Here is a 23,278-nt window from a genome sequence, read left to right on the forward strand (position 1 = left end):
TTCACCTACTCTGCACCGCGTCTGAAATGGCCTCTTGTAAATTCACCGGAAAGCTGCGCAGCAGCAGCGTCTCCTTCCTCTTTGCAGAACACATCGGCAAATGCCCTCACTGCCTGCCTTATCCGTTCAGGTCTCTCCGTCGTAAAGGAGAGGCGCAGGACAGACGGGCCAAGGCGTTCCACTGCCTCTCTGTCAGCTAAAAGAGACAGAGGGCTCGAATTGTAGATGGTATTGTAGCAGAACCGGCAGTGATTCTTTACAGGAAATTCTTTCCCCATGCGGTCCTTCATATACAGAAGCTCCGGCTTTCCCGTACAGCCCTCCAGCGTTTTTTTCATGCACTGGGCAGTGACCATCATGGGAATGTTTCCATAGACCATCAGCTCCCCGCCTTTAATCCCCTTTTTCGCAAGCTCCCTGCTGTTTAGCTCAAGAGGCGCTGTAAATCGCTTTTCCATCTCCGGCAGCATCCTCTCCATCATCTCCTCCGAGAGATGGTTAAAGCTGTAGAGACCGTGGTCAAACAGAACGAGCTTCGGCGAGAACACTCCCTCCTTCTTCCACTCCTTCACAAGCTGCACCTCCTCCCAGGCCCTCACAACTGCCCCGTCAAAGCCTGCAGCGGCAAGGTCCCCAAGATGGCTGTTAAAATAATTCTTTGCCTGGGTTCTGTAAATGTGCGGCAGCATCAGAAAGCACTTCTTTCCAGCTTCATGGCAGCGGGCAGCCGCATTCGCCCAGCTCTCAGCAGGAAATCCTGCGGCATCGATGGAAACCGTGTCCACCTCCGGGAACAGAAGCACAGCCGACAGGCCCTCCTGTTCCTCCAGGGTCACATGAAGAGAAGCGCCCTGCCCTCTGTTTTCGCTTTTATCCTCAGCCTTATTCTGATTCCTGCCCCTGCTCTCGCCGTTTTCCTGGCAGTCACAGGCTCCTGACCGGGCCTCTGAATTCTGCGTCTCTGATTCCTGTACCTCTGATTCCTGGGCTTTCCTTCGAAACTGCCCAAGTATCTCCTCCTCAAGGGCTGCAAAGGCATTTCTCCTGAGCTCATTTAATTCCTGCACCGGGATAAAGCAGCTTCCTTTTGTCTCAATTTCCAGACTTCCAAAGAAGAACGGCGTATTTCCCGTCTTTTTTATCTGTTTTTCAATGCGCTCCTGTGTCATGGGCTGATTTTTGGCCGTCTGAACCATACCTCCGGCTGCCAGAGCCTTCACTCCCCTGCAGGAAACCTCCATGGCCAGCGGCTCTCCCTCAAATGCTCTCACTCTTCCTGTGACAGGCTCCTGAAGAACTGCCTCCACATACGTCCTGTCCAGGTAATCATACAGCTCCCTGTTCTCACTTCGGAAGGCCGGCTTTTCCTTCAGCACCACCATGTCTCTTCCATTGTGCTGCCTGTAATACCCTTCTGTCTGCCCTCCTCTGTCAAACAGGTCCAGAAGAAGCTTCCGATCCTCCGGATCTACCCGATAGCCCTTCCTGCCTGTCTTCATATAGAGATCCACATACTTTCTGTAGATGGAAACCACCCCTGCCGTATAGCGGGGACTTTTCATCCTCCCCTCAATTTTCAGGGAGAATACGCCTGCCTCTAAAATATCCGGCAGAATGTCAAGGGTGCACAGATCCTTAAGACTCAGGACATACCTCTCGCTTTTCCTGTTCAGAACCTGATGTCCTCTTCTCACATCAAAGGGCAGGCGGCAGGTCTGGGCGCACCTTCCCCTGTTGCCGCTTCGCCCTCCTATCATGCTGCTGAACAGGCACTGTCCCGAATAGCAGTAGCAGAGAGCCCCGTGGACAAAGCTCTCTATCTCTGCTCCCGTCTCCCTGTAAATCTCCTCTATCTCTTCCAGAGAAAGCTCTCTGGCAGTCACAATCCTGGACGCTCCCAGGTCCCCGATCAGCCTGGCTCCCGGTGCCCCCGTCACAGTCATCTGAGTGCTGGCGTGAACCGGAAGATCCGGAAACTGCTCTCTTATGAATGCAAACACTCCCATGTCCTGCACAATCACCGCATCCAGTCCCTGTCTGTAATAGGGCAGCAGGTAATCGTACAGCTCTGAGAGCTCCTGCTCCTTCACAAGAGTGTTGACGGTCATATAGATGCTGCGGCCGTGAAGGTGGACATAGTCAATGGCCTCCTTCATCCTCTCCTCATCGAGATTGTCGGCAAAGGCTCTCGCCCCAAACTTGCTCCCTCCGATATATACAGCGTCAGCTCCGGCCGCCACAGCAGCCTTCATACTCTCAAAGGAGCCTGCCGGAGCCAGGATCTCCGCCCCTCTCCTGACAGCCTCCCTCCACCTGGTCTCCCGATCTAGTGTTTTTTCCTGACTGTTCATCCTCAATCCCTTTCAACTGGTTTTCGCCTTACTGGGCTTTCGTTTTATGGTTATTTTTCTGGTTATTTTTCTGGTTTTATTTGGTTATTTTTTTCTGATTATTGTATTCCCATTATTGTTTTTCTGATTTTCATTTCACAGGTTTATGTTTTTTGTTTGACGTTTCAGAAATTTTCCCGTCTATTTTCCCGCTTAATAAGACAGGGCTGATGCGAAATGCATCAGCCTTTCCTGTCTGTTTCTCTTCTTTTTCAGTCCTGCTTTTCCTCTTTTGTCCCTTCCTCTGCCGGCTGCATGGCTTCCAGTTCCTGGAGCCTCAGCTCAAGGGCATGGACTCTCTCACGCTGCTCCGCCGCCTCCCTCATCACGGTTTCCAGCTTCATCTGGGTGCTCACGAGCTCATGCTTCAGGCTGTAGCTCTCCTTCTCCAGCTCCTGATTTTCCTCCGCCAGCCGTGCCGCATACTGCTTTTCCTTAAAATAGTCATCAGCCAGATTCAGGTATGTCATCACTGACTTGTAGTCCTCGCTCTGCCTGGTAAAGCCCGGCTGCTTCTGGAGCCTGGTCATCTTTTCGTTGATATAGCTGGCAACCTGCTGCAGATAACTCTCCTCCTCGGCGCCGCCCAGTGTATAAATTTTTCCGTTGATCAAAACATCCGTATAATTCTTGGAATCCATACTTTTCTCCGCTTTCGTCCTTTTTTCATTTCTCCTCATCCCGCAGGGCCCCTCTTCAGGTATCCCGCGGCTCTCCTTCATTATACCTGAATTTTTGACAAAAACAATGACTTTCTGCGGATTGCCGGGCAGATTTATAACCGTTCAGCCTTCCCAATCAGCTCTGGGAGAGGCCCAGATGATGGTAGGCAGCCTCTGTGGCCACCCGGCCTCTGGGCGTGCGGTTGATCAGCCCGTTCATGAGGAGGTATGGCTCGTACACATCCTCCAGGGTGCCGGCGTCCTCCCCGAGGCAGGCTGCCAGCGTCTCAAGACCCACCGGGCCGCCGGAAAACTTCTGAATCATGGCATTCAGAATAGCCCTGTCGTTATTGTCCAGCCCCAGCTTGTCCACGTCGAGAATATCCAGGGCAAAGTCGGCCACCGCCTTTGTAATCACGCCGTCGTACTTGACCTGGGCAAAGTCCCTGACTCTCTTAAGCAGGCGATTGGCAAGCCTGGGGGTTCCTCTGGAACGCCTGGCAATCTCAAAGGCCCCCTCTTCCTCAATCTTCACCTGCATCACATCAGCAGAGCGCATGACAATGGTCTTAAGCTCTGCAGGCGTATAGAAATCCATCTTCTGGATAATTCCGAACCTGTCCCGCAGAGGCGCTGTCAGAAGGCCTGCCCTGGTGGTAGCTCCCACCAGCGTAAACTTCGGAAGCTCCAGACGGATAGACCGGGCGCTGGAATCCTTCCCCAGCATAATATCGATGGCATAGTCCTCCATAGCCGGATAGAGAACCTCCTCCACCTGGCGGTTCAGCCGGTGAATCTCGTCCACAAACAGCACATCCCCCTCAGAAAGCCCGTTTAGAATGGCTGCAATCTCCCCGGGCTTTTCGATGGCCGGGCCGGATGTCACCTTCATATTGACCCCCATCTCATTGGCAATAATGCCGCAGAGCGTCGTCTTTCCAAGCCCCGGAGGGCCGTAGAACAGCACATGGTCAAGAGGCTCCTTTCTCGACTTTGCCGCATCGATGAAGATCTTCAGGGTGCTTTTGATCCGCTCCTGTCCGATATACTCCGAAAGGAACTGGGGGCGCAGGCTCGTCTCTATTTTCTTATCCTCTTCCGTAACGTCTGTTGTAATAATCCTTCTGTTCATATCTGCTTCCTTCTGCTCTCTCCTCACGTCCAGGTTTTTCTCTCAGGGCTACATAAACGCCAGATATTTGAGGGATGCCTTGAGCACTGCCTCTGCATCCATCTCCTCTGTGACCTCCACCTGCTTCACGGCCTTTGAGGCCTCCAGATTGGAATAGCCCAGGGCCACCAGAGCATCCACCGCCTCCCTGGCAGCCTCCGCTGTGAGAGAGACTGCCTCCGGCGCCTTTGCCCCTCCATCCGAAGCTGTGACAGAAGGAAACATCTCCTCCGCGCTCACCTTGTCCTTTAAATCCAGAATAATCCTCTGGGCTGTTTTCGCCCCGATCCCGGGGGCCCGGGAGATAGCCTTCACATCTCCTGTCAGAATGGCCAGGCGCAGGTCGTCCGGCCTGAGAGCACCCAAAAGCCCCAGGGCTGCCTTGGGGCCAATGCCGTTCACCCCAATCAGCTGCCGGAACATCTCCCTGTCCTGCCTGTTCAGAAATCCATACAGACTCATGGCGTCTTCCCTGACCTGAAAGTAGGTGTAAACCACCGCTTCCTGCCCCACAGCCGGCAAAAGCTCCAGAGCGGAAAGCGGCATAAAAATCCTGTAGCCGATGCCTCCGGCCTCCACCACAGCCGCCCCGTCCATCTTCTCTGCCAGTATTCCTCTTATATATGAAATCACGTCACAATCCCTTTCATCGCTGTTCTCTGCATCACTGCGCTTTTCCGGCAGCTTTTCAGGCAGCCGGGAGGGGGCCGCCGGCCGTTCCATCCGCCTGAGCACCCCATTTTCTTTTAGTATCATATCACACGCTTCCTGGCAATGCAAGATTTACCCGAACAAATATTCTGGTGCTTGTAAAGCCTCTCTCTTCCATATATAATAGAGGACATGACAGAACACAGAAATTTTCCCGGCACCGGCCATCGGTCCGGGCCGGGCCCCACCGCCGCGCATAGGCGGCCTGCAGGCAGGAACAAGCAGGAAACCATGGCTGCAGACATACAGAAGGAGAAATTACCCATGATTACTATAGAAAAACGTCTGGAATTTCCAGACACCTACCCCCTGTCCCGCATAGGTGTGCTCTCTGAGCTTCTGTTTTTTGACATTGAAACCACCGGCTTTTCCGGGGATTCCTCAAATCTTTATCTGATCGGCTGTGTCTTTTACCGGGATCATTCCTGGAATCTGATCCAGTGGTTTGCCGACCGGGCCGATGCCGAGGAGGAGATGCTGGAGGCCTTTTTCCTTTTCCTGAAAAATTTTAAGATTCTGATCCATTTTAACGGAGACGGCTTTGACATTCCCTACCTTCTGAAGCGCTGCGCTGCCTGTGGGCTGAATTTTGACTTTTCCGGCGTAAAGAGCGTGGATCTCTACAAAAAGATAAAGCCATTTAAGAAAATTCTGGGTTTAGAAAACCTGAAGCAGAAAACTATCGAGGGGTTTCTGGATATTGAACGGCAGGATCGGTTTTCCGGCGGTCAGCTGATTGAAGTCTATCACGACTACCTGGCCACAGGGGATGAAGCTCTCCTCCGCCTTCTGTTTCTCCACAACGAGGATGATCTGAAGGGGATGCCGTCCATTCTTCCGATTCTTGCCTACTCCGACTTTTTAGACTTCCCCTTCCGGCCGGACGGCTGGAAGCTTCAAAAGGCGGCTGACGCCTTTGGACAGGAGGAGCAGACACTCTTTCTCTGCTACAGAAGTGAGGTCTCCCTGCCGGTCTCCATGGAGGCAGATAACGGCCCCTTTTCCCTGGATGCCTCAGGAAATATCCTGACTCTTGGCATATCCCTGGCTGAGGGGGAGCTCAAACGATTTTATTCAAATTATAAGGATTACTACTATTTGATCTATGAAGATACTGCCATCCACAAAAGCGTCGGCGAATATGTAGACCGGGCGGCCCGCAGAAAAGCCACCGCAAAGACCTGCTATACAAAGGTTGAGGGTCTCTTTCTGCCCCAGCCCTCCTGCATTTTTGAGCCCTGCCTGAAGAGAGAGTATTCCGAGCGGCTTACCTATATCCCATTCACTGCCGGGCTGGCCGAAATGCTCGCCGGCAGCAAAACAGACAGGACATTTCTCTTTCGGGAACCTGCGTGCAAAGAGCACGCCGGTTTTTGCCCCGCCGCCAGCCCGGAAAAGAAAGAGCCGGAAAAGAAAAACTCGGAAGAGAAAAATCGGGAAAAGAAAAGCCCGGAAAATAGAAACCCACAGGACAGCGCAGAAACGTATTTTAAACAGCTCATGGGCCTGTTTTTCTGAAACAGGCCCATGAGCTGCACATACTTTAATATTCCTTATTGGTATTCCTTATTAGTATCTCTTATTAATATTCCTTTCCCTGCCTGAGCAGCCAGCGCATATAGGCGAAGGTTTTTCTCTCCCCCTTTTTCCTGAGCATGAGAAGAAGCTTCTCCAAAAGAGCTCTCGTCTCCGGGTGAATGACAATATAGTCCTTCCCCTTTGCGTAATACTCCCAGGGAGATGCGTTTGTGTAATCCTTTCCTTTATAGACCTTCGATGCGGCGATCCGGTCCATCACCATCTCGATCACATACTTTAAGGGCATCTTATTGCCCACAAGGCCCTTGGATTTATCCGGCGCAAAATCGATCCAGTACTCAAAATGGTGTTTATTCCTGCCCTTATGGTGAAGCCAGGCAGCCGAGTACCCGATATCATCCTTTTCTGCCGCGTTGGGGCTCCTGGTTCCCTGATAATACTTTACCCCTGTCTTAAATTCTTCCCAGGAATACTTGGATAAATCGTGGAGCAGTCCCTGTCTGTAAAGCCCCACCCGGAAGCAGTTTCCCATCACCATCAGCTTGTGCTTCGTGATGGTGCAAAAATGGCCGGCTGCGTTGTGAAGACTCATATCCCATCCTCCCTTTCATCTCCTGAAAAAACAGGCCTGCACCCTGTCCTCTCCTTTATGAAAGAGGGTCCGGACAGGCCATTTTTCCAGGCCGAAAAACTACAGATAATTCTAGCACATTTGCGGCATTCATGCAAATATCAATTCTTTTTGCTTATTTTTGTCATAATATCAAAATGATTTGACACTCTATGAAAACTGTGATATTCTGTGGTTAGGCTGTAGATAGTCAGGCCACGATATTTTTTTTATTTTCTTGGAGGTTTGTTATGCACAAAGGTACAGTAAAGTGGTTCAACAACCAGAAGGGCTACGGATTTATCTGTGACGAGGAGGGAAACGATGTGTTCGTTCACTACTCCGGCCTTAACATGGAGGGTTTCAAATCCCTTGACGAGGGCGCTCAGGTAGAGTTCGAGGTTGTCAACGGAGCAAAGGGACCACAGGCTACGAACGTAACCAAGCTCTAATGTAATCATTATACCTCTTTCCAGTGTACCTGTTTCCAATATATATATCTACACCTATATTTTGTGAATAAGCTATATTGAATTAAGTAAATGATTAAATGAGAGAAAAAGGACTGTCGGCGAAGGGCTGACAGTCCTTTTCTCGTTTTCCCCTCAGTCTGATTTTCTCTTATCTGACCGCCTGGCTTAAAAGCTCCTTAAGCTCCTCCACGGAAAACTCATAATTCTTATTGCAGAAATGGCAGTTTACCTCAATGCTCTTTCCCTCGTCGATCATCTCCTGAAGCTCCTTCTTCCCAATGCTGACAAGGGCCTTCTCCACTCTCTTTTTATCGCAGTTGCAGTAAAACTGAACCGGCATCTGATTAAGAATCTCGAGACCGAATTCTCCGAGAACATGCTCAAGGATCTGCTCCGGCGTCATCCCTTCGTCGAGAAGAGCGGTAATTGGCTTTATCTCCTTCAGCTTCTCCTCCAGCCTGTCGATCATCTCATCGGAGGCTCCCGGAAGAAGCTGGATAATAAATCCTCCTGCCTGGCGCACCGTATTTTCCCTGTTCATCAGAACACCCAGGGCGACGGACGACGGAGTCTGCTCCGAGGTCGCATAATAGTAGGTGAGATCCTCGGCGATCTCCCCGCTTACGAGAATCGTCTGCCCCACATACGGCTCCTTTAAGCCGATGTCCTTGATTACGCTCAGCACACCGATTCCCAGCGCTCCGCCTACATCCAGCTTTCCCTGAGCGTTCGGAGGCAGCATTACCTCCGGGTGAAAGGCATATCCCTTCACATTTCCGAAAGCGTCCGCCGTCACAGTCAGGCCGCCGATAGGGCCGTCACCCTCTGCCCTCAGCGTCAGGACATCGTCCTTTCCCTTCATCATGCTTCCCATCATGGCCCCTGCCGTGAGCAGACGTCCCAGGGCAGCCGTGGCCACCGGGCTTGTATTGTGCGCCTTTCTGGCTTCCTCCACTGTCTCCCTCGTCGTAGCCGCAAAAGCGCGGATCTGACCGTCCGCTGCTGTGGCTCTTACCATATAATCTGCCATATATGTCATTCCTTTCTGCTGATTCAATTCTGATTTTCCCCTGACGACTTTCCTCTCTCCCTGGCAATCACGTAGATTCTCTCGCTGTCCTCTCTGGGCGCGTTCCTTGTAAATGCGTCATAGGCTGCCACAAACTCCATCCCGGCCTGACGGATAGCGTCCCTCACCTCGTTGAGGGTATAGGCTCTCTGATAGTGGGTTTCCTGGTATTTCCGGTAGAGATCCTCCTTCTCCCGGATGAAAAGGCTAAGGCTGTATTCATTGATCCTTTCCTCCTCATCGTAGCTGTTGTCCCAGATGAAGCTGCTCTCCTCCCTGTCCTCTGCAATGGTGGATTCCCCGAGAATCTCCCTGTATTTATATTCTGTGTTGAGGTCAAAAATAAAGAGCCCCTCCGGATCCAGATAATTATTCACCAGGCGCAGCGTCTGAACCAGATCCCCGGGCTCGAACAGATAGTTCATGGAATCACAGATGCTGACGATGGCTCTGACTGTCCCATAGAGCTCAAATTCTCTCATATCCTGGAGCAGGTAGAGAATGTCGTGTCCCGACTCCGCCCTCTTTTCCATGGCAATCTGAAGCATATCCGGAGAAATGTCAATGCCCGTCATGTCATACCCCTCTCTGGCCAGAATCTCTGTCAGGCTTCCTGTCCCGCACCCCAGATCCAGCACTAGGCCGTCGTCAATCCCGTGCTCCTTAAGCAGGGATATGAGATAGGCTGCCCACTCCTCGTAGGGAATATTATCCATAAACATATCGTAAACTGCCGCAAAGCTGGTATAAGCCTCCACAATCCGCCTCCTGTCGTCTTATTTCTGTCACTGCCGTCCAGACTGTCCCCGCCGTGCCGGAGGTTACGCATTACGCATCCCGCCGCCACCGCTTCTTACGGCAAAGGGAACGAGGCTGAACTGTTACATATCATATCAATATTTGCCTGGAAAAGCAACCGATTATTGATTATTGGGGATTTTTTGCTTATACTTATAGTAGTCATTTTATCCGGCACAGGCAGTCGGAAGGAAACGGGTGCCGGCTGCCGGCGGAAAAAAGATTGGAAGAATACACCTATGAAAAACAGTTTTATAATTTCAGATATACGAAGCGATCTTCTGCGGCGGCTGTTTATGCCGGTTCTTGTGGTGGCTGCCGCTCTCCTGGCTCTGCAGCTTTCTCCCAGGGAAAACGTATTCCATCAAAGACCTTTAAACTATAAAAGCCATTACGAAAACTTCTACAACCGCTTTCTTCCCTGTGTCCGGGTAACGGCATCCAACCTTCAGTACACAGGCCTTAACCGGACAGTGGGAGGCGCTGTCAAGGGCTATTACTACTACACTCTGGTGGACGGCTTCTGCCAGTTCTACCTTCTGGGCGCTGAGGCTGGGGCTCCGCCTGCCCCTTCTATTGAATCTCTGGACATCCATGGGCGGCTGATTGAGCTGGATGCTGACCAGTACGAAGAGATTACGGATGCCATGGCCTCAGCCCTCGGCTGGAAAAGCAGCTCCCTAAGAAAAATCACAGCCCCCTATGCAGTTTCCTCCCTCTCCTGCCCTTTTTTCATCAGTCTGGCCGGCAGGCTGGCTGTAAACCTCTGCCTGTTTGCAGGGCTGGCAGAGCTGTTCTGTTCCCTGGTTTTTTTTATTTTCCCTCTGGCCTCACCGGCCTTCCGGTATCTCGGGAATATATGGGAGGTCAGACAGAAGATTTCTGAGGCTGAAGCTGAGCTTCACAGCCAGGTTCCCGTGAAGGCCGGAAAGCTCTATCTCACCAGCAGCTATCTGCTGTACCTGGACGGAGCCAGGACAAGGCTTCTCCCTCTGGAAGAACTTTTCTGGGCAGGGATAGAAAACAGAAAAGACTGCCGCGGCTTTTCCCGTTTTGTCCGGCGATTATCAGCCCTTCTTCCCAAAAGGAGACGAAACGAAGACAGCAGCGCATTTCTCTCCCTCGCTGCCTCTGACGGAAAATTCATCCGCCTGCCCTGCCCTTCCCGGGAAAGCGCCGAATCCATTCTGTCCTCTCTGAGAGTGCAGAACGGCCGCATTCATTTCGGAGATAAGCCTGAGAAAAGGCAGATTGCGGCAGAACTTAAAAAGAGGGAGCGGGTTTTAAAAGAATAGAAAGTTCCCATACAGCGGGAGATCGGAAAAAGAGAGCTTCCGGAGGAGAAATCCCCGGCCAGCTCTCTTTTTTGCCTTCTGCCTTATTCTATGCTTTTATTTGTTTTTTCCGCAGCACTTTTTATATTTCTTTCCGCTGCCGCATGGACATGGATCGTTTGGATAAATTTTCTGCTCATTGCGCACAGTGCCGGATGCCTTCTGGTTTCTGTAAAGCTCCTTTCTCTTCTCAGGAGTCAGGATTGCATCCCACTGAGGCAGGTTGTACAGCCAGTCTGCTTTTGCCTCAACCATGTTCCAGTACAGCTTCTCCGGATCAATCTCGATCTTTACAACTGTATTCTCATCCATGGTCTCGATCTGGTTCTCATAACCCTTTAAGCTCTCGTTGATTCCGTCCAGGAAACCTGTCATAATCAGAATCTCTGTGTTGTACTTCTCAGCCAGCTCCTTAACGGTTCCCTCTACCACCTCTGTCGGGTTGGAGAGAATCTGCTCATAGATTCCCTTCTCGATTGCGAAATAGCCGGACCACAGTTCTTCTCTCTTTTTATCATCGAGTCCGTCGCCGTACGCGAGGTTTCTCCAGTTTTCCAGTAATGTCATACGTAATAACCTTCCTTTTTTATTAATTTAAGTTACCGCATCTGCTTGTCCAGAATAGTATATAACAGTTTTCAGGTTTTTGCAAAGATTTTTTCAGGTTGAATGTATATTCCTCCCCGGTCTGGCCATAATAGGAATATCAACAAAAGAGAAATTTTTGAATACTTATCCTCCCCTTTTTAGTCCCCTGCCTGTTGGCTTCGTGCAGCAGGCGGGGGATTTTTTATATAACAGGGAACTTCGTTCCCTGTTATATAAAAACGCTCCGCTGGGATCGCACTGGGTTGGAAAAGAAAAGTCGCTGCTGCAGCAGCTTTACAGCCGAAGGCGCCGTGAATTCAGAGAGAATCTGCGAAGACAGGAGAGCTCCGTGTTAATTTTCCGTTAAAAGACCTTTTAGCCTCCTCAAAATATCAAGTTCAGATTGACAGGCGCTTTTCTTCTTCGTATAATGACCTTAGTTTATATGAATTCTTTTATAGATGCTCAATATTCTATAAATTTATTGTTATACCGTATATTAATTATTGAAAAAACGGCACTCTCAGCAGACTGAGACAGCTTATACGCGCAATACGAAATATAGGGTGAAACAGAATACAAGAATAAAAGCAGAACCAGAAAGAAAGGATACATAACTTATGGCAGATCTGATTTATGAAGTAAAGGGACATCTGGCACGCATTACCATGAACAGGCCAGAGCATTTAAACTGTTTCAGCGAGGAGATGATTCACCTCTGGACAAGAGCCCTGGAAGATGTGAGGGACAGGGAGGATATTTACGCTGTCCTGCTTTCAGGAAACGGAAAGGCCTTCTGTGCCGGCGGAGATGTAAAGGCTATGGCAGCAGGCGACGGATTCTTTGAAAGCCACGACGATATTTCCTCCACCGCCCTGGCCCGCAAAAATTCCCTCTGGAAGGGCATTCAGCGAATTCCTCTGATCCTGGAGGAGATTGACAAGCCGGTGGTGGCAAAGATCCACGGAGCAGCCGTAGGAGCAGGTCTTGACATGGCTCTCATGTGCGATGTGAGAATCGCTTCAGAGAGTGCTACCATGTCTGAGAGCTACTTTAACGCCGGTATCGTCCCAGGCGACGGCGGCGCTTACTTCCTCCCCCGCATCATCGGACGTGACAAGGCTCTCGATATGTTCTGGACTACCAAGGTCTTAAAGGGAGCCGAGGCAGAGCGGATTGGTCTGGTGACCCATGTAGTTCCCGACGACGAGCTGGATGACTATGTGGAAGCCTACATGCAGAAGCTCCTGGAAGCGCCGCAGACAGCCATGCGCCTGACCAAGCGGGCTATCTATCAGAGCGAGCAGATCACGCTGCGCTCCTCCCTGGATATGGTTTCCTCCTTCATGGGAATCGTGACAGAGCTGGACGATTACCGTACCCGCACATCTGCTCTGGTGGAGAAGCTGAACCGCAAGCGCAAAAAGCATGCGGAGGAAAAAGAGAAGAACTGATTTTGGCCTGCAGGCGGCTTTTCTGCTCTCCCTGCATAATTGAAAAGAGGGTATCCCTCAGATCTTTTTATGACCTTTGGATACCCTCCATTACTGTATTTTTTACTGGGCATTCGCCCATTCTATATCATAAGCACCGTTTTTTCACAGCACTTTTTGTCCTTCATATATTGATGGGGAATAAAATTTTCAGCAAAGCTATCTGTGCATACTGGCGGCTGTTAAAATTCAAATATTTTCGTTCTGACTGAGCGTCATACAGCTTAAATTCGTGTTCCGACACTTGCATTGCAAACCCTAAGTCCTGCATTGCCGTATACAGAAAGACACTGAAAAGCACAGGCAAACATATGCATTGAGAATTGCTGCATCCGATTTTTACACAGCATACTTTATTTCAAATCTCCTGTCTGAGATGCTGGAACAGTACCCTGATTTGCATTATACGCTTTGGATTGGACAGGAAGAAGAACTGCTTCATTATTTTGAGACAAAAAAGACTGATGTAATGATCGTATCTTCTGATACTGAATATTCCGGACATCCATTCAGGTACATCTCCTTTGAAGTTTCTTCGCTTAATCTAAGCTCAGGCGGCGTAATATTAACACCGCTCACTGCATACACGCAGAAGCGGAAGATATTCTGGCAAAACGGCAGCTCACATCCTCTTATTGCGGAGTTTGTAAGGCGGTTCTGTCAAGTTCATGTATAGCCTTTCTCTCCGGTATAAACACAGAAGGCGGGCGGACTGGCGCAGAATCAGCAGCCCGATCGCCTTCTGTTTAATTTGCACGTGACAAGTCATGCTCTCTTACCGCTCTGTAAGCTCTCCGCTCTTATGCACTCCCGTGATGGAATACTCCACCCACTCAGCCACATTGACGGCATGATCGCCGATTCTTTCAAGATATTTGGCAGCCATCAGGAAATCCAGAGCCTCCTCGGCGCCGATTCCCTTCTTCTCGATCAGCTCCATAAGCTCGCCCTTTACACAGTCAAACAGGCGATCCACCTCATCGTCATCAGCCTGCACCTTCCTGGCCAGAGCCAGATCTTCCTTCACAAAGGCATCGACACTGTCCATCACCATCTTCACGGCTGCCATGGACATCTGATTAATGTGCACCTTGCTCTGCAGTCCGCTTCCCGCAATATGGGGCACCAGCTCTGCAATATCCTCTGCCTGATCCCCGATCCGCTCCAGATCGGAAATCATTCGGAGAGCTGCTGATACATTTCGGAGATCGTGGGCGATGGGCTGCTGTCTTAAAAGCAGCGTCATGCAGCTTCCCTCAATCTCCCTCTCCAGATTGTTAATCTCACTTTCCAGCTCATGTACCTGGGACTGCAGATCCGGCGCCCCCTCTCCGCCAAGGGCCCTCGCTGACAGGGAGATCGCCTCCTCGCAGAGGCCCCCCATCTTGATCAGCTGCTTTTCCAGATTGTTAAGCTGCCTGTCGAAATTCTTCCTCATCAACCGAACCTCCCTGTAATATAATCCTCTGTCCGCTTATCCTTTGGCATGGCAAACATTTCTCCCGTATCCCCGAACTCCACGCACTCGCCCAGAAGGAAGAAAGCTGTCTGATCGGAGATTCTGGCGGCCTGCTGCATATTGTGGGTGACAATGATAATGGTATACTTTTCCTTCAGCTCCATGGCCAGATCCTCGATTTTGGAGGTGGAGATCGGATCCAGAGCCGATGTGGGCTCATCCATCAGGATCACATCCGGCTCCACCGCCAGCGTCCTGGCGATGCAAAGTCTCTGCTGCTGTCCTCCGGAAAGTCCCATGGCGCTCTTGTGCAGACGGTCCTTTAACTCATCCCAGATTGCCGCCTGGCGAAGACTCCTCTCCACAATCTCATCCAGCTGATCTTTTTTTCTGATCCCGAAAATCCTGGGGCCGTAGGCTACATTGTCATAGACGCTCTTTGGAAAAGGGTTGGGCTGCTGAAATACCATTCCGACTCTGTGTCTCAGGGTGATGGCATCCATCTCACGGAAAATATCCGTGCCGTCCAGGCGTACGGTTCCGTCAATTTTAACATTCTCCACCAGGTCATTCATGCGGTTGAGGGTCTTTAAAAAGGTAGACTTTCCGCAGCCGGACGGACCGATAAAGGCGGTAATCTTCTTTTCCTCGATTTTCATATCGATGTTCTTCAGGGCGTGAAATTCTCCGTAGTGGAGGTTCAGTCCTGATATATCAAACTTCGTCACGGCTGCCGGAGCATTCTCTCCGTTCACTGAGCCGGCGTTGTGAATGTTTGCTTCTGCCATAGCTGATTTTCCTTTCGCTGATTTCCTTTTGATTTCTCTCTTCTCAGACGTTTTCCTGTCTTACTCTCCTGCATTTTTCTTCTTGATATGGTGGCTCCACACATTTGCGCCGATACTGAACGCCAGTACCAGGAGCATTAAAACGGCGGAGGCACAGTTTGCCAGCGCTCTGTCCTGTCCGTTCACCTGCAGGTTCCAGATCTGAATCGACAGAGTTTCTGCAGGACGGAACGGATTAAAAGGACAGGTCGGGGCAGACAGATTCCAGTTTCCCCATTTCAGAGCAGTTCCTGAACCTGTCGTGTAGAGAAGGGCTGCCGCCTCTCCAAATCCTCTTCCAGCTGCCAGGATAACTCCTGTCATGATGCGGGGCACACAGGCCGGAAGAAGCACATGGAAAATACTCTGCCATTTCGTGGCCCCCAGCCCCAGGCTGGCCTGGTAGTAACCGGCCGGAAGACCCTTGATGGCATCCTCTGTCGTCGTTGTGATCAGAGGCAGAGTCAGGATCGATACGGAAAGCGCGCCTGCAATCAGGCTCTTCCCCATGCCGAAAAACACCAGAAATACCAGGTATCCGAACAGTCCGACTACGATGGACGGGAGAGATGACAGTGTTTCAATACACATTCTCAAAAAGCGCGTTACCCTGCCCGGCTTTGCGTACATGCCCAGGTAAATTCCCGCTCCCACGCCTAAGGGTACGGATACCACAAGTGAGATGAACACCAGATAAACCGTATTAAAAAGCTGGTTTCCAATACTTCCCTTTCTCTCAAAGCGGAACATCTCCGGCGTTGCGCCGAGAAGTCCTCCGATGATTACCTTTCCGGCAAACGCAATGAGAAGCGTGAAGAAGAAAATGGCGATGGCATAAAAGACTGCCGTCATAAATGTGTCAACTGCTTTGGCACGTCTGATTCTCTTTTCTGCCACTTTTATTTTCCTCCTTTCAGAACTGCTTTCCTGTCGTCCTTATCCGGCTTCACTGCAGATACCCGGTGAATCAGAAAAATGAAGAACAGGGAGATAAGGAACAGAAGAAGCGCCATGGACCAGAGGGCCGATTTCATCTCTCCGCCCTCCATGGCATTTCCCATCTGAGCCGCAATCTCTGTCGTAAGTGTTTTCGTTGTAGAAAAAATGCTGGTAGGCAGAGCAGTCGTCTGGCCGATTACCATGGCAACTGCCAGAGCCTCTCCGAACGCTCTTGCAAGTCCCAGAATAATTCCGGAGATAATTCCCGGCGCAGCTGCCGGAATGACAATTCTATAGATGGTCTGCCATCTGGTAGAACCGAGGCCGTATGCCGCCATACGGCACTCCTTCGGAACTGCCCTCAGGGCGTCCGCTGCCACTGTCGTGATAGTGGGAAAAATCATCACAGCCAGCACAATGCCGGCGGCCAGAATCGAATGGCCGACCTGGCGGTCAAACACCGTCTTAATCGCCGGAACCAGCACAGTAAGACCTACCCAGCCGTATACTACAGATGGGATTCCGGCAAAGATCTCCACGACCGGACGGTAAAATTTTTCTCCGAATTTTGGAGAAATGTCTGTGATAAAAATAGCTGAGCCCAGGGAAAACGGAGCTGCAATGAGAAGCGCCAGACCGCAGGTACACAGAGAACCTACTACAAAAATCAGCGCCCCGACTGTCCCTCCGCCGTCGGAGTTATCTGCCGGCGCCCACTGGGCTGAACCCAGGAATTCCCAGAGCGTGTGTCCATAGGTCAGAAAGGTGGCTGAACCTTTGTACACCAGGAACGCTCCAATCCCGATCGTCAGGACAATCACAAACAAGCCGCACGCCGTCATGAGATCCCGCCAGAAATATTCCTTGGCAAACATGCTTTTTCCTTTTGTCGTATCCATAAATCCTCCTGGCCTGAAATGAGAGGGGAGGCCCATTCAGGCGGCCAGCCCCTCTTCATTTCATTGTCTTTGATTTATCGCAGCCATACCTCCTGCCGCCGGGGCAAAAGGTTTAGCTGCTGAAACGTATCCTTGATTAGTGCTCAGTTACTGTCATCTTGGAAGATACACCGTAGCCTAATGATTCCATCTGCTCGCCGTACTCGTCAGACATGATGTAGTCGATGAATGCCTTGGTCACCTCGTCCGGCTCACCCTTTGTGTACATATGCTCATAAGTCCATACCGGATAGTCGCCGCTGTATGTATTCTCTAAAGTAGGCTCAACACCGTCGATTGCAACTGTGGAAACTCCTGCATCACCTGTCAGGTAGGATAAAGCTACATATCCGATTGCTCCCTTTGTATCCTTTACATTCTGGAGAAGTACGCCGGAATCATCTGTCTCCATAGCTGCGTTGGAAGCCTCCTCGTTTCCATCCAGAGCGTATTTCTGGAAAGTTGCTCTTGTTCCGGAGGATGTAGGCCGTGTCACAAGAACTACGTCCTCATCTGGTCCGCCAACCTCGCTCCAGTTCTTAATCTCACCTGTGAAGATTCCGATTAACTGCTCTTTTGTCAGGTCTGTAACGCCGGCCTCATATACGTCATTATTTACGATAGGAGCCATGGTCACAACGCACACCTGATGGTCTACCAGCTCTGCCGCCTGCTCCGGCTCCAGCTTATCCTCTGCCGGAACGTCAGAGTTTCCGATGTTTACTGTCCCCTCGGAAACCTGCTTTAAGCCCTCTCCTGAACCGCCGGCATCAATTGTGATAGCTACGTTCGGATACTTCTCAGCAAACATGTCGGCTGCGTCGTCTACAAGAGGCTTTAATGCGGAAGAACCTGCCGCCGTAATCATTCCTGTCAGATCCTCGTTTACCTCAGCCGCCTCTGTCTCTGCCTCAGCTGCCGTGCTTCCTGCTGCTGTAGTATCTGCTGCCGTGGTATCTGCTGCTTCCACTGCTGCTGTTGTGCCTGCCGTGTTGGAGCTTCCGCATGCTGTCATACTGGCTGCCACAGCGCCTGCTGCCATAAGTGTAAGAATTTTTTTCATAATTTAATCTCCTTGTTTTCTAAATGATTTTCAGGCTTTGCCTGATTTGTTCAGTAACTGCTTTGTTCCCTCAGGAACAGCTATAGTATAGCTCGCGCAATGTAAAATCTAAAATACTGCTTTCGTCAAATTTATGTGATATTTTTGCAGGATCATTTTACATAAATTTTTCATTTCTCCGTCTTCTTCCCGGATAAATGGCCAAAAAGGCGTTAAAACAGGTTGAAATCCAAAGCCTCCTATTATAAAATAGGTGCGGTATTACCACAATCACAAAGGAGAGAAACCTCACAATGAAGAAAAACGTACTTGTAGGACAGTCCGGCGGCCCCACCGCCGTAATCAATGCAAGCCTTTACGGAGTTATTACAGAAAGTATCAGACACGGGGAGCAGATTGGAACCGTTTACGGTATGGAGAATGGAATTGAAGGCTTTTTGGCCGATCATGTCCTGGACCTTTCGGAAACGCTCAGCAAGGAGGAGCTGGAAATTCTGAAGCTGACTCCTGCCGCCTATCTTGGCTCCTGCCGCTTCAAGCTGCCGGAGGATCTGAGCTCTGAGGTCTATCCGACTCTGTTCAGAAAATTTGAGGCCTTAAATATAGGATACTTTTTTTACATCGGCGGAAATGATTCCATGGACACAGTAAGCAAGCTGTCCCGCTATGCTGCCGGAATCAACAGCCCCATCCGGGTAATCGGCATACCGAAAACCATTGACAATGATCTGGTCATGACGGATCACACGCCGGGCTTCGGAAGCGCCGCCAAGTATGTAGCCTCCATGGTCCGGGAGATCGTACTCGACGCTACCGTTTACCAGCAGAAGTCAGTCACCATCGTGGAGCTGATGGGACGCCACGCAGGATGGCTCACTGCTGCCAGCGTACTGGCCAGAAAGCATGAAAACGATAACCCTCTTCTCATCTATCTGCCGGAATCCGCCTTCTCCTTAGAACAGTTTTCCAGGGATCTGGAGCAGGCCTTCAGGAAGAATACAAACGTGGTTGTCTGCGTCTCAGAGGGACTTTCCGACGCCTCCGGCCGCTTTATCTGCGAGTACACCGCCGAGGCCCAGGTAGACACCTTCGGCCACAAGATGCTGACCGGCTGCGGAAAGATTCTTGAAAACTTCGTGCGCCAGCAGTTTAAGGTAAAGGTTCGCTCTGTAGAGCTGAATGTATGCCAGCGCTGCAGCGGCATGATCGTTTCCGCCGCTGACATCGCAGAGGCTGCCATGGCCGGAGCGGCAGGCGTAGCTGAGGCCCTGAAAGGGACTACGGGAAAAATGATTGCCTTTGTAAGAGAACCGGGGGACGATTACCGTCTTTCCTGCTCCACCGTGGATGTGAACCAGGTGTGCAATCAGGAAAAGACCTTCCCGAAAGAATGGATTACCGACGGGGGCACAAACATCGGAAAAGAATTTTTCGACTACGCTCTTCCGATTATCAAGGGCGAGCCTGAGAGAAAAATGAAGGATGGACTGCCCGTCTATCTGTACCGCAAATAACCGTAAAAGAGAGAAAAAGGGAAGGATTTACAGTTCCGGCGAAGTCACTGTAAATCCTTCCCTTTTTCTTTGGGTGAGCAGGTGCTGTGGGGGGAGGGGCTTATGAGGGTTTTCACTATCCCTCCTCCTCTGACTCTGCTGTCAGGACAGTTCTCTTATCTCCACGCCGTCGTAGAAGAAGGTCAGAATGTCCTCGTAATCCATCCCCTCTCTGGCCATCTGCTGGGCGCCGTTCTGGCTCATTCCGACGCCGTGGCCGTAGCCGCCGCCCCAGATGGTGAAGGTGCGCAGTCCGCTCTCCTCGTCTCTGGCGGTCTCGTCAATGGCGATATAGGCGCTTGGAAGATTGCTCCATCCCGTCAGGGTTTTTCCGTCATTTTTCTTGTATACAAGCTCCGTGCTTCCGAGAGTGCTTCGAATCTGGTTTTCCCCGCTTATGACAGTCTCTCCCTCGCTTCCGTATACCTTCAGCTTCTTCGCAATTCCGCCGGTTCCCCGCTCTGTCACAGCCAGAGCCTGGATCTCTCCGATTCCCGTAATCTTTTCTTCCAGGCTGCGGTTTGTAATCTTCGTCTCCCAGCGGTACATGGGGAAGGTGGAGTCATAGGTCTCTGCGTCCTTGTCGCGGATAAATTTCTCAAAGGACTCATTATCTCTCAGTTCCTTCATCACAGTTCTGCCATCGGTCAGGGACACTCCCTTCAGATAGGGAACTGCGCTCTGATCTGCTCCCCAGATAGTTCCGTCGGTTGTATGGCCGCAGGAGGTGGAAAAATAATAGGTTTCCGCAGGATTATCCCCGTAGAATACCATCTGGCCGTAGGTCTCCATCACAGCGGTGTCTGTGCGCTCGCTGGAGGCCGTGTTGTTGTAAACCTGATAGTTGGTGCTGTCATCCACATGAGCGCCATACTGGCTGTAGGCATTGGCCTTGATCTGCCGGTAGGCGTAGGTTCTGGCGCAGACGGCCTGAGCCTTCAGGGCCTCCATCTCATAGGAGGCCGGCATCTCACTTGGAACCACTCTGGTCAGGTAGTCCTCCACGTCCAGATCATTTAAAAGCAGAAGCCCTTCCTTCTCCTGGCTGATTTCCAGCGTTCCCTGGTAGGACGGCGTTCCCTGCCCCCTCTCGATGGTAGTCACATCGATAGACTTTGTGGGATCCTCCGGTTCGATGATAAACCGCCTGTCGGATCTTCTGAGCCTCTCATCTCCGTCAAAGACTGTAAACTTCTCCCCTGCCTCCACGGTGAACTCATAGTCTCCCAGCACAACCTTCATGGGGACAGAACACTTCAGGGTAACTGTGTCGTGGAAAATAGACTGAAAGCCTGTGTCCATCAGAAGTACCCTGATATTTCTCGCGTCAAAGCTTTTCACCAGAAGGGCGGCGCAGATACGCTTATCCTCCACCACAAATTTCTGAATGTCATATCCTACCAGAATATCCTTTTTTCTGGCCTCTTTTACTGTGCCGTAGGTCTTGTAAACCTTAAAGTCATCAGTAATTGCCACATTTCCATAGCCCTCGATTTCGATGGCATTGTCCCGGACGGCAAGCACCTTTCCCTCTATGGTGTCCTTTTTTAAAGACAGCTTCCTTATCTTTCCGTCCTTTAAGGACACATCGGCCAGCACGCCTCCTGCCTCTTCCTCTACGGCGTCCTCCAGAGGAAATTCTCTTACTGTCCCTCCTATATAAACCTCCATCCTGTTTTTCTCCCCGTCAGGGATCAGCCAGGCATTTTTGTAGACAACCTCGTCCGAAACATCCCGCTCCATGCGTATGATATCCGTCCCCCGGATGCACACTTCAATCTCGTGGTCTATGTAGGCATCCAGGGAAAGCCCCTCGAACTGAAGCTCCCCCTCACTTGTGTAGGCCGTCCAGCTCTCAGCCCCCTCCACATTGGCCGGAGTTCCATAGAGGGCAATCGTTTTTGTCTGAACTGTCCCTTCCAGGTCTGCCTTCTTCAGAAAGGTTTCATAAAACAGCCACCACTCCTCCTTGGGAATGGGATCGCTGTATTTCTTTCTGGACACGCCTAGAGCCCTGGAAAGACCGGACTCCACCTGCTCTGCCGCATAGGCGACTTCCCCGTAGGTAATCGCGCCTGCGGCGAAGTCCTCCATATCTGCCTGTCTTTCCTCCCCGTCTTCATCCCCGGGAAGCTCCATATACCCGTTTCCTATCAGATAGTCCAGATATTTTACATACCACTGCCCTTTCAGGGAGGAGGGGAAGTTTGATTCATTTTCATCCTCCCAGGCTTCACAGGTTTCCCTGTCTGTCATCCCCAGAGCCAGCGCCTTTCCCGCCAGAGCTCTGGAAACATAGTTTCCATTGTGATCCAGTGTCACAATCAGAATAATCAGCAGGAGCACAGCCGCAGCCACCGCCCCTGTCCAGTAAACCATCTTTTTAGAACTCATTCATTCTCCCTACTTACATATGTCTTTTTCTCTTCATCGATATAGTCTAGCCTCCGGTAATCCTCTGTGTTCACAGACAGCCGCTTTCTTCTCAGAGAATAGTTCACTGCCTTTTTCACCAGATCATAGATGACTGCAAAGCCCGGCACAGCGATAATCATTCCCACGAAGCCGAACAGGCCCCCGAAAATGAGAATGGAAAACAGCACCCAGAAGCTGGCAAGCCCTGTAGAGTTTCCCAGGATCTTCGGGCCGATAATATTTCCGTCGATCTGCTGAAGAATAAGAATCCAGAGAAGCAGAACCGCACACTGGACAGGGCTGACAAGCAGCACCAGGATACCGCTGGGAATTGCCCCAATGAACGGGCCAAAAAACGGGATCACGTTGGTTACGCCGACAATCACGCTGACAAGCAGCGCATAGGGCGTATGCAGAATGCTGGTTCCGATAAAGCAGAGGATTCCAATGATCAGGGAATCCAGAATTTTTCCAATGATGAAGCCGCCGAACATCCTGTGGACCAGGCGCATTTCGCTGATCACATGGTTGGCCAGACGGATGCTCAGACAGCCGTAGACGATTTTTTTCGCCTGGGTGATCAGGCGATCCTTGATGTTCAGCATGTAGACCATCACGATCAGGCCTATCAGCCAGTTCTTGACAAAATTGAACAGCAGAAACAGGCTGCTGGAGACGCCAGTCAGAAATTCCACCAGGCGGTTCATGTCAAACCTTGTGAACGCCTGCTCCAGCCATCCGTCAAACAGGCTCACCGCTGTCTGGATATTGCCGATTACAATCTGTTCAATCTCCGAATTGTCTGCCAGAAGCTTCTGAATCCAGGAATACAGGTTCTGAAGATAGGTGGGAAACGCCGCCTGAAACCCCATAATGCTGTCCACCACCTGTGGAATAATGAGCTGAAGAAGGCCCGCTATCACCACAAAGATCACAGCCAGGCTGGCGGCCGTTCCGACGGCCCTGGCTATCACTTCCGCGTGTTTTCTGCTTTTCAGTCTTCCCGACAGAACCCTGAGCCCCGCACCCGTCACACGGTTGTAGACAGGGGCCAGCAGGTAAGCTAGGATGGAACCGTAGATAATCGGCGCCGCGATTCCCCGGAGCCTTCCGAGAAATGCGCTCACTGTTTTCCACTCCTGAATGCAGTACCAGAAAACAATACAGACGGCAATCACGCAGACGGCTGTCAGTCCCAGGCAGATGTATCGCTTTACGTCATTATCTTTCATATATCACAGTTTCC

21 protein-coding genes are annotated in these 23,278 nt (G+C 50.9%); 6 read left to right on the top strand and 15 right to left on the bottom strand.

Annotated features, from left to right (window positions below; all coding sequences use genetic code 11):
- Positions 1 to 5 precede the first annotated feature (5 nt).
- From DW757_RS11885 to ruvA, 4 genes are all read right to left on the bottom strand, one after another.
- Complete coding sequence (locus DW757_RS11885; RefSeq protein WP_118751800.1) at positions 6 to 2,351, bottom strand: U32 family peptidase; 2,346 nt, start codon at positions 2,349 to 2,351, stop codon at positions 6 to 8.
- Positions 2,352 to 2,602: 251 nt separating this feature from the next.
- Positions 2,603 to 3,031, bottom strand: coding sequence for a cell division protein ZapA (locus DW757_RS11890; RefSeq protein ID WP_021966501.1), 429 nt, complete (start codon positions 3,029 to 3,031; stop codon positions 2,603 to 2,605).
- Between the two features lie 157 nt (positions 3,032 to 3,188).
- Complete coding sequence (gene ruvB, locus DW757_RS11895; protein ID WP_118751801.1) at positions 3,189 to 4,184, bottom strand: Holliday junction branch migration DNA helicase RuvB; 996 nt, start codon at positions 4,182 to 4,184, stop codon at positions 3,189 to 3,191.
- Between the two features lie 48 nt (positions 4,185 to 4,232).
- On the bottom strand, positions 4,233 to 4,856 hold the full coding sequence (gene ruvA, locus DW757_RS11900) for a Holliday junction branch migration protein RuvA (protein WP_182433299.1): 624 nt from the start codon (positions 4,854 to 4,856) through the stop codon (positions 4,233 to 4,235).
- Positions 4,857 to 5,198: 342 nt separating this feature from the next.
- Here ruvA and DW757_RS11905 point away from each other — a divergent pair, with 342 nt between their 5' ends.
- A complete protein-coding gene (locus DW757_RS11905; RefSeq protein WP_118751842.1) occupies positions 5,199 to 6,452 on the top strand; it encodes a ribonuclease H-like domain-containing protein in 1,254 nt (417 codons plus the stop codon).
- Between the two features lie 64 nt (positions 6,453 to 6,516).
- On the opposite strand, the gene DW757_RS11910 is transcribed toward DW757_RS11905, so the two are convergent.
- The gene (locus DW757_RS11910) at positions 6,517 to 7,065 is read right to left on the bottom strand and encodes a DUF5662 family protein (RefSeq protein ID WP_008396220.1); all 549 of its coding nucleotides are present in this window, start codon (positions 7,063 to 7,065) and stop codon (positions 6,517 to 6,519) included.
- 269 nt (positions 7,066 to 7,334) lie between these two features.
- Between DW757_RS11910 and DW757_RS11915 the strand changes: the two genes are divergently transcribed.
- Positions 7,335 to 7,535 carry a cold shock domain-containing protein gene (locus DW757_RS11915; RefSeq protein ID WP_008396221.1) on the top strand — a complete coding sequence of 67 codons (201 nt, stop codon included), beginning with the start codon at positions 7,335 to 7,337 and terminating at the stop codon, positions 7,533 to 7,535.
- Between the two features lie 169 nt (positions 7,536 to 7,704).
- Here the strand turns inward: DW757_RS11915 and hslO are convergent, their stop codons facing one another.
- Complete coding sequence (hslO, locus tag DW757_RS11920; RefSeq protein ID WP_087383855.1) at positions 7,705 to 8,586, bottom strand: Hsp33 family molecular chaperone HslO; 882 nt, start codon at positions 8,584 to 8,586, stop codon at positions 7,705 to 7,707.
- Between the two features lie 23 nt (positions 8,587 to 8,609).
- Complete coding sequence (locus DW757_RS11925; RefSeq protein ID WP_118751803.1) at positions 8,610 to 9,383, bottom strand: class I SAM-dependent methyltransferase; 774 nt, start codon at positions 9,381 to 9,383, stop codon at positions 8,610 to 8,612.
- A gap of 279 nt (positions 9,384 to 9,662) precedes the next feature.
- Between DW757_RS11925 and DW757_RS11930 the strand changes: the two genes are divergently transcribed.
- Positions 9,663 to 10,718: a hypothetical protein gene (locus tag DW757_RS11930; protein ID WP_118751804.1), complete on the top strand. Its 1,056-nt coding sequence runs from the start codon at positions 9,663 to 9,665 to the stop codon at positions 10,716 to 10,718.
- Between the two features lie 96 nt (positions 10,719 to 10,814).
- Here DW757_RS11930 and DW757_RS11935 read toward each other — a convergent pair whose 3' ends face one another.
- Entirely contained in the window at positions 10,815 to 11,324 is a 510-nt protein-coding gene (locus DW757_RS11935; protein ID WP_008396229.1) for an SEC-C metal-binding domain-containing protein, read from the bottom strand.
- Positions 11,325 to 11,965: 641 nt separating this feature from the next.
- Here DW757_RS11935 and DW757_RS11945 point away from each other — a divergent pair.
- Positions 11,966 to 12,799, top strand: a complete 834-nt coding sequence (locus DW757_RS11945) for an enoyl-CoA hydratase-related protein (protein ID WP_118751806.1) — start codon at positions 11,966 to 11,968, stop codon at positions 12,797 to 12,799.
- 355 nt (positions 12,800 to 13,154) lie between these two features.
- On the top strand, positions 13,155 to 13,514 hold the full coding sequence (locus tag DW757_RS11950; RefSeq protein WP_166460517.1) for a hypothetical protein: 360 nt from the start codon (positions 13,155 to 13,157) through the stop codon (positions 13,512 to 13,514).
- A gap of 99 nt (positions 13,515 to 13,613) precedes the next feature.
- Here the strand turns inward: DW757_RS11950 and phoU are convergent, their stop codons facing one another.
- The 5 genes from phoU to DW757_RS11975 form a co-directional block, all read right to left on the bottom strand.
- Positions 13,614 to 14,276, bottom strand: coding sequence for a phosphate signaling complex protein PhoU (gene phoU, locus DW757_RS11955; RefSeq protein WP_087383793.1), 663 nt, complete (start codon positions 14,274 to 14,276; stop codon positions 13,614 to 13,616).
- The gene (pstB, locus tag DW757_RS11960; protein WP_008396237.1) at positions 14,276 to 15,085 is read right to left on the bottom strand and encodes a phosphate ABC transporter ATP-binding protein PstB; all 810 of its coding nucleotides are present in this window, start codon (positions 15,083 to 15,085) and stop codon (positions 14,276 to 14,278) included. Before pstB ends, phoU begins: the two co-directional genes overlap by 1 nt.
- Before the next feature lie 60 nt (positions 15,086 to 15,145).
- On the bottom strand, positions 15,146 to 16,021 hold the full coding sequence (gene pstA / locus DW757_RS11965) for a phosphate ABC transporter permease PstA (protein ID WP_008396238.1): 876 nt from the start codon (positions 16,019 to 16,021) through the stop codon (positions 15,146 to 15,148).
- A 2-nt stretch (positions 16,022 to 16,023) separates the two neighbouring features.
- Positions 16,024 to 16,962 carry a phosphate ABC transporter permease subunit PstC gene (pstC, locus tag DW757_RS11970; RefSeq protein ID WP_118751808.1) on the bottom strand — a complete coding sequence of 313 codons (939 nt, stop codon included), beginning with the start codon at positions 16,960 to 16,962 and terminating at the stop codon, positions 16,024 to 16,026.
- 136 nt (positions 16,963 to 17,098) lie between these two features.
- Complete coding sequence (locus DW757_RS11975; RefSeq protein WP_118751809.1) at positions 17,099 to 18,064, bottom strand: phosphate ABC transporter substrate-binding protein; 966 nt, start codon at positions 18,062 to 18,064, stop codon at positions 17,099 to 17,101.
- A 293-nt stretch (positions 18,065 to 18,357) separates the two neighbouring features.
- On the opposite strand from DW757_RS11975, the gene DW757_RS11980 reads away from it, so the two are divergent.
- Positions 18,358 to 19,578 carry a 6-phosphofructokinase gene (locus tag DW757_RS11980; RefSeq protein WP_015573856.1) on the top strand — a complete coding sequence of 407 codons (1,221 nt, stop codon included), beginning with the start codon at positions 18,358 to 18,360 and terminating at the stop codon, positions 19,576 to 19,578.
- Positions 19,579 to 19,719: 141 nt separating this feature from the next.
- On the opposite strand, the gene DW757_RS11985 is transcribed toward DW757_RS11980, so the two are convergent.
- Both DW757_RS11985 and DW757_RS11990 read right to left on the bottom strand, forming a co-directional pair.
- Entirely contained in the window at positions 19,720 to 22,011 is a 2,292-nt protein-coding gene (locus tag DW757_RS11985; RefSeq protein ID WP_118751810.1) for a SpoIID/LytB domain-containing protein, read from the bottom strand.
- Positions 22,008 to 23,264, bottom strand: coding sequence for an AI-2E family transporter (locus DW757_RS11990; RefSeq protein WP_015545246.1), 1,257 nt, complete (start codon positions 23,262 to 23,264; stop codon positions 22,008 to 22,010). Before DW757_RS11990 ends, DW757_RS11985 begins: the two co-directional genes overlap by 4 nt.
- Positions 23,265 to 23,278 lie beyond the last annotated feature (14 nt).

Source organism: Clostridium sp. AM29-11AC (assembly GCF_003480545.1).
Lineage (GTDB): Bacteria > Bacillota > Clostridia > Lachnospirales > Lachnospiraceae > Otoolea > Otoolea saccharolyticum_A.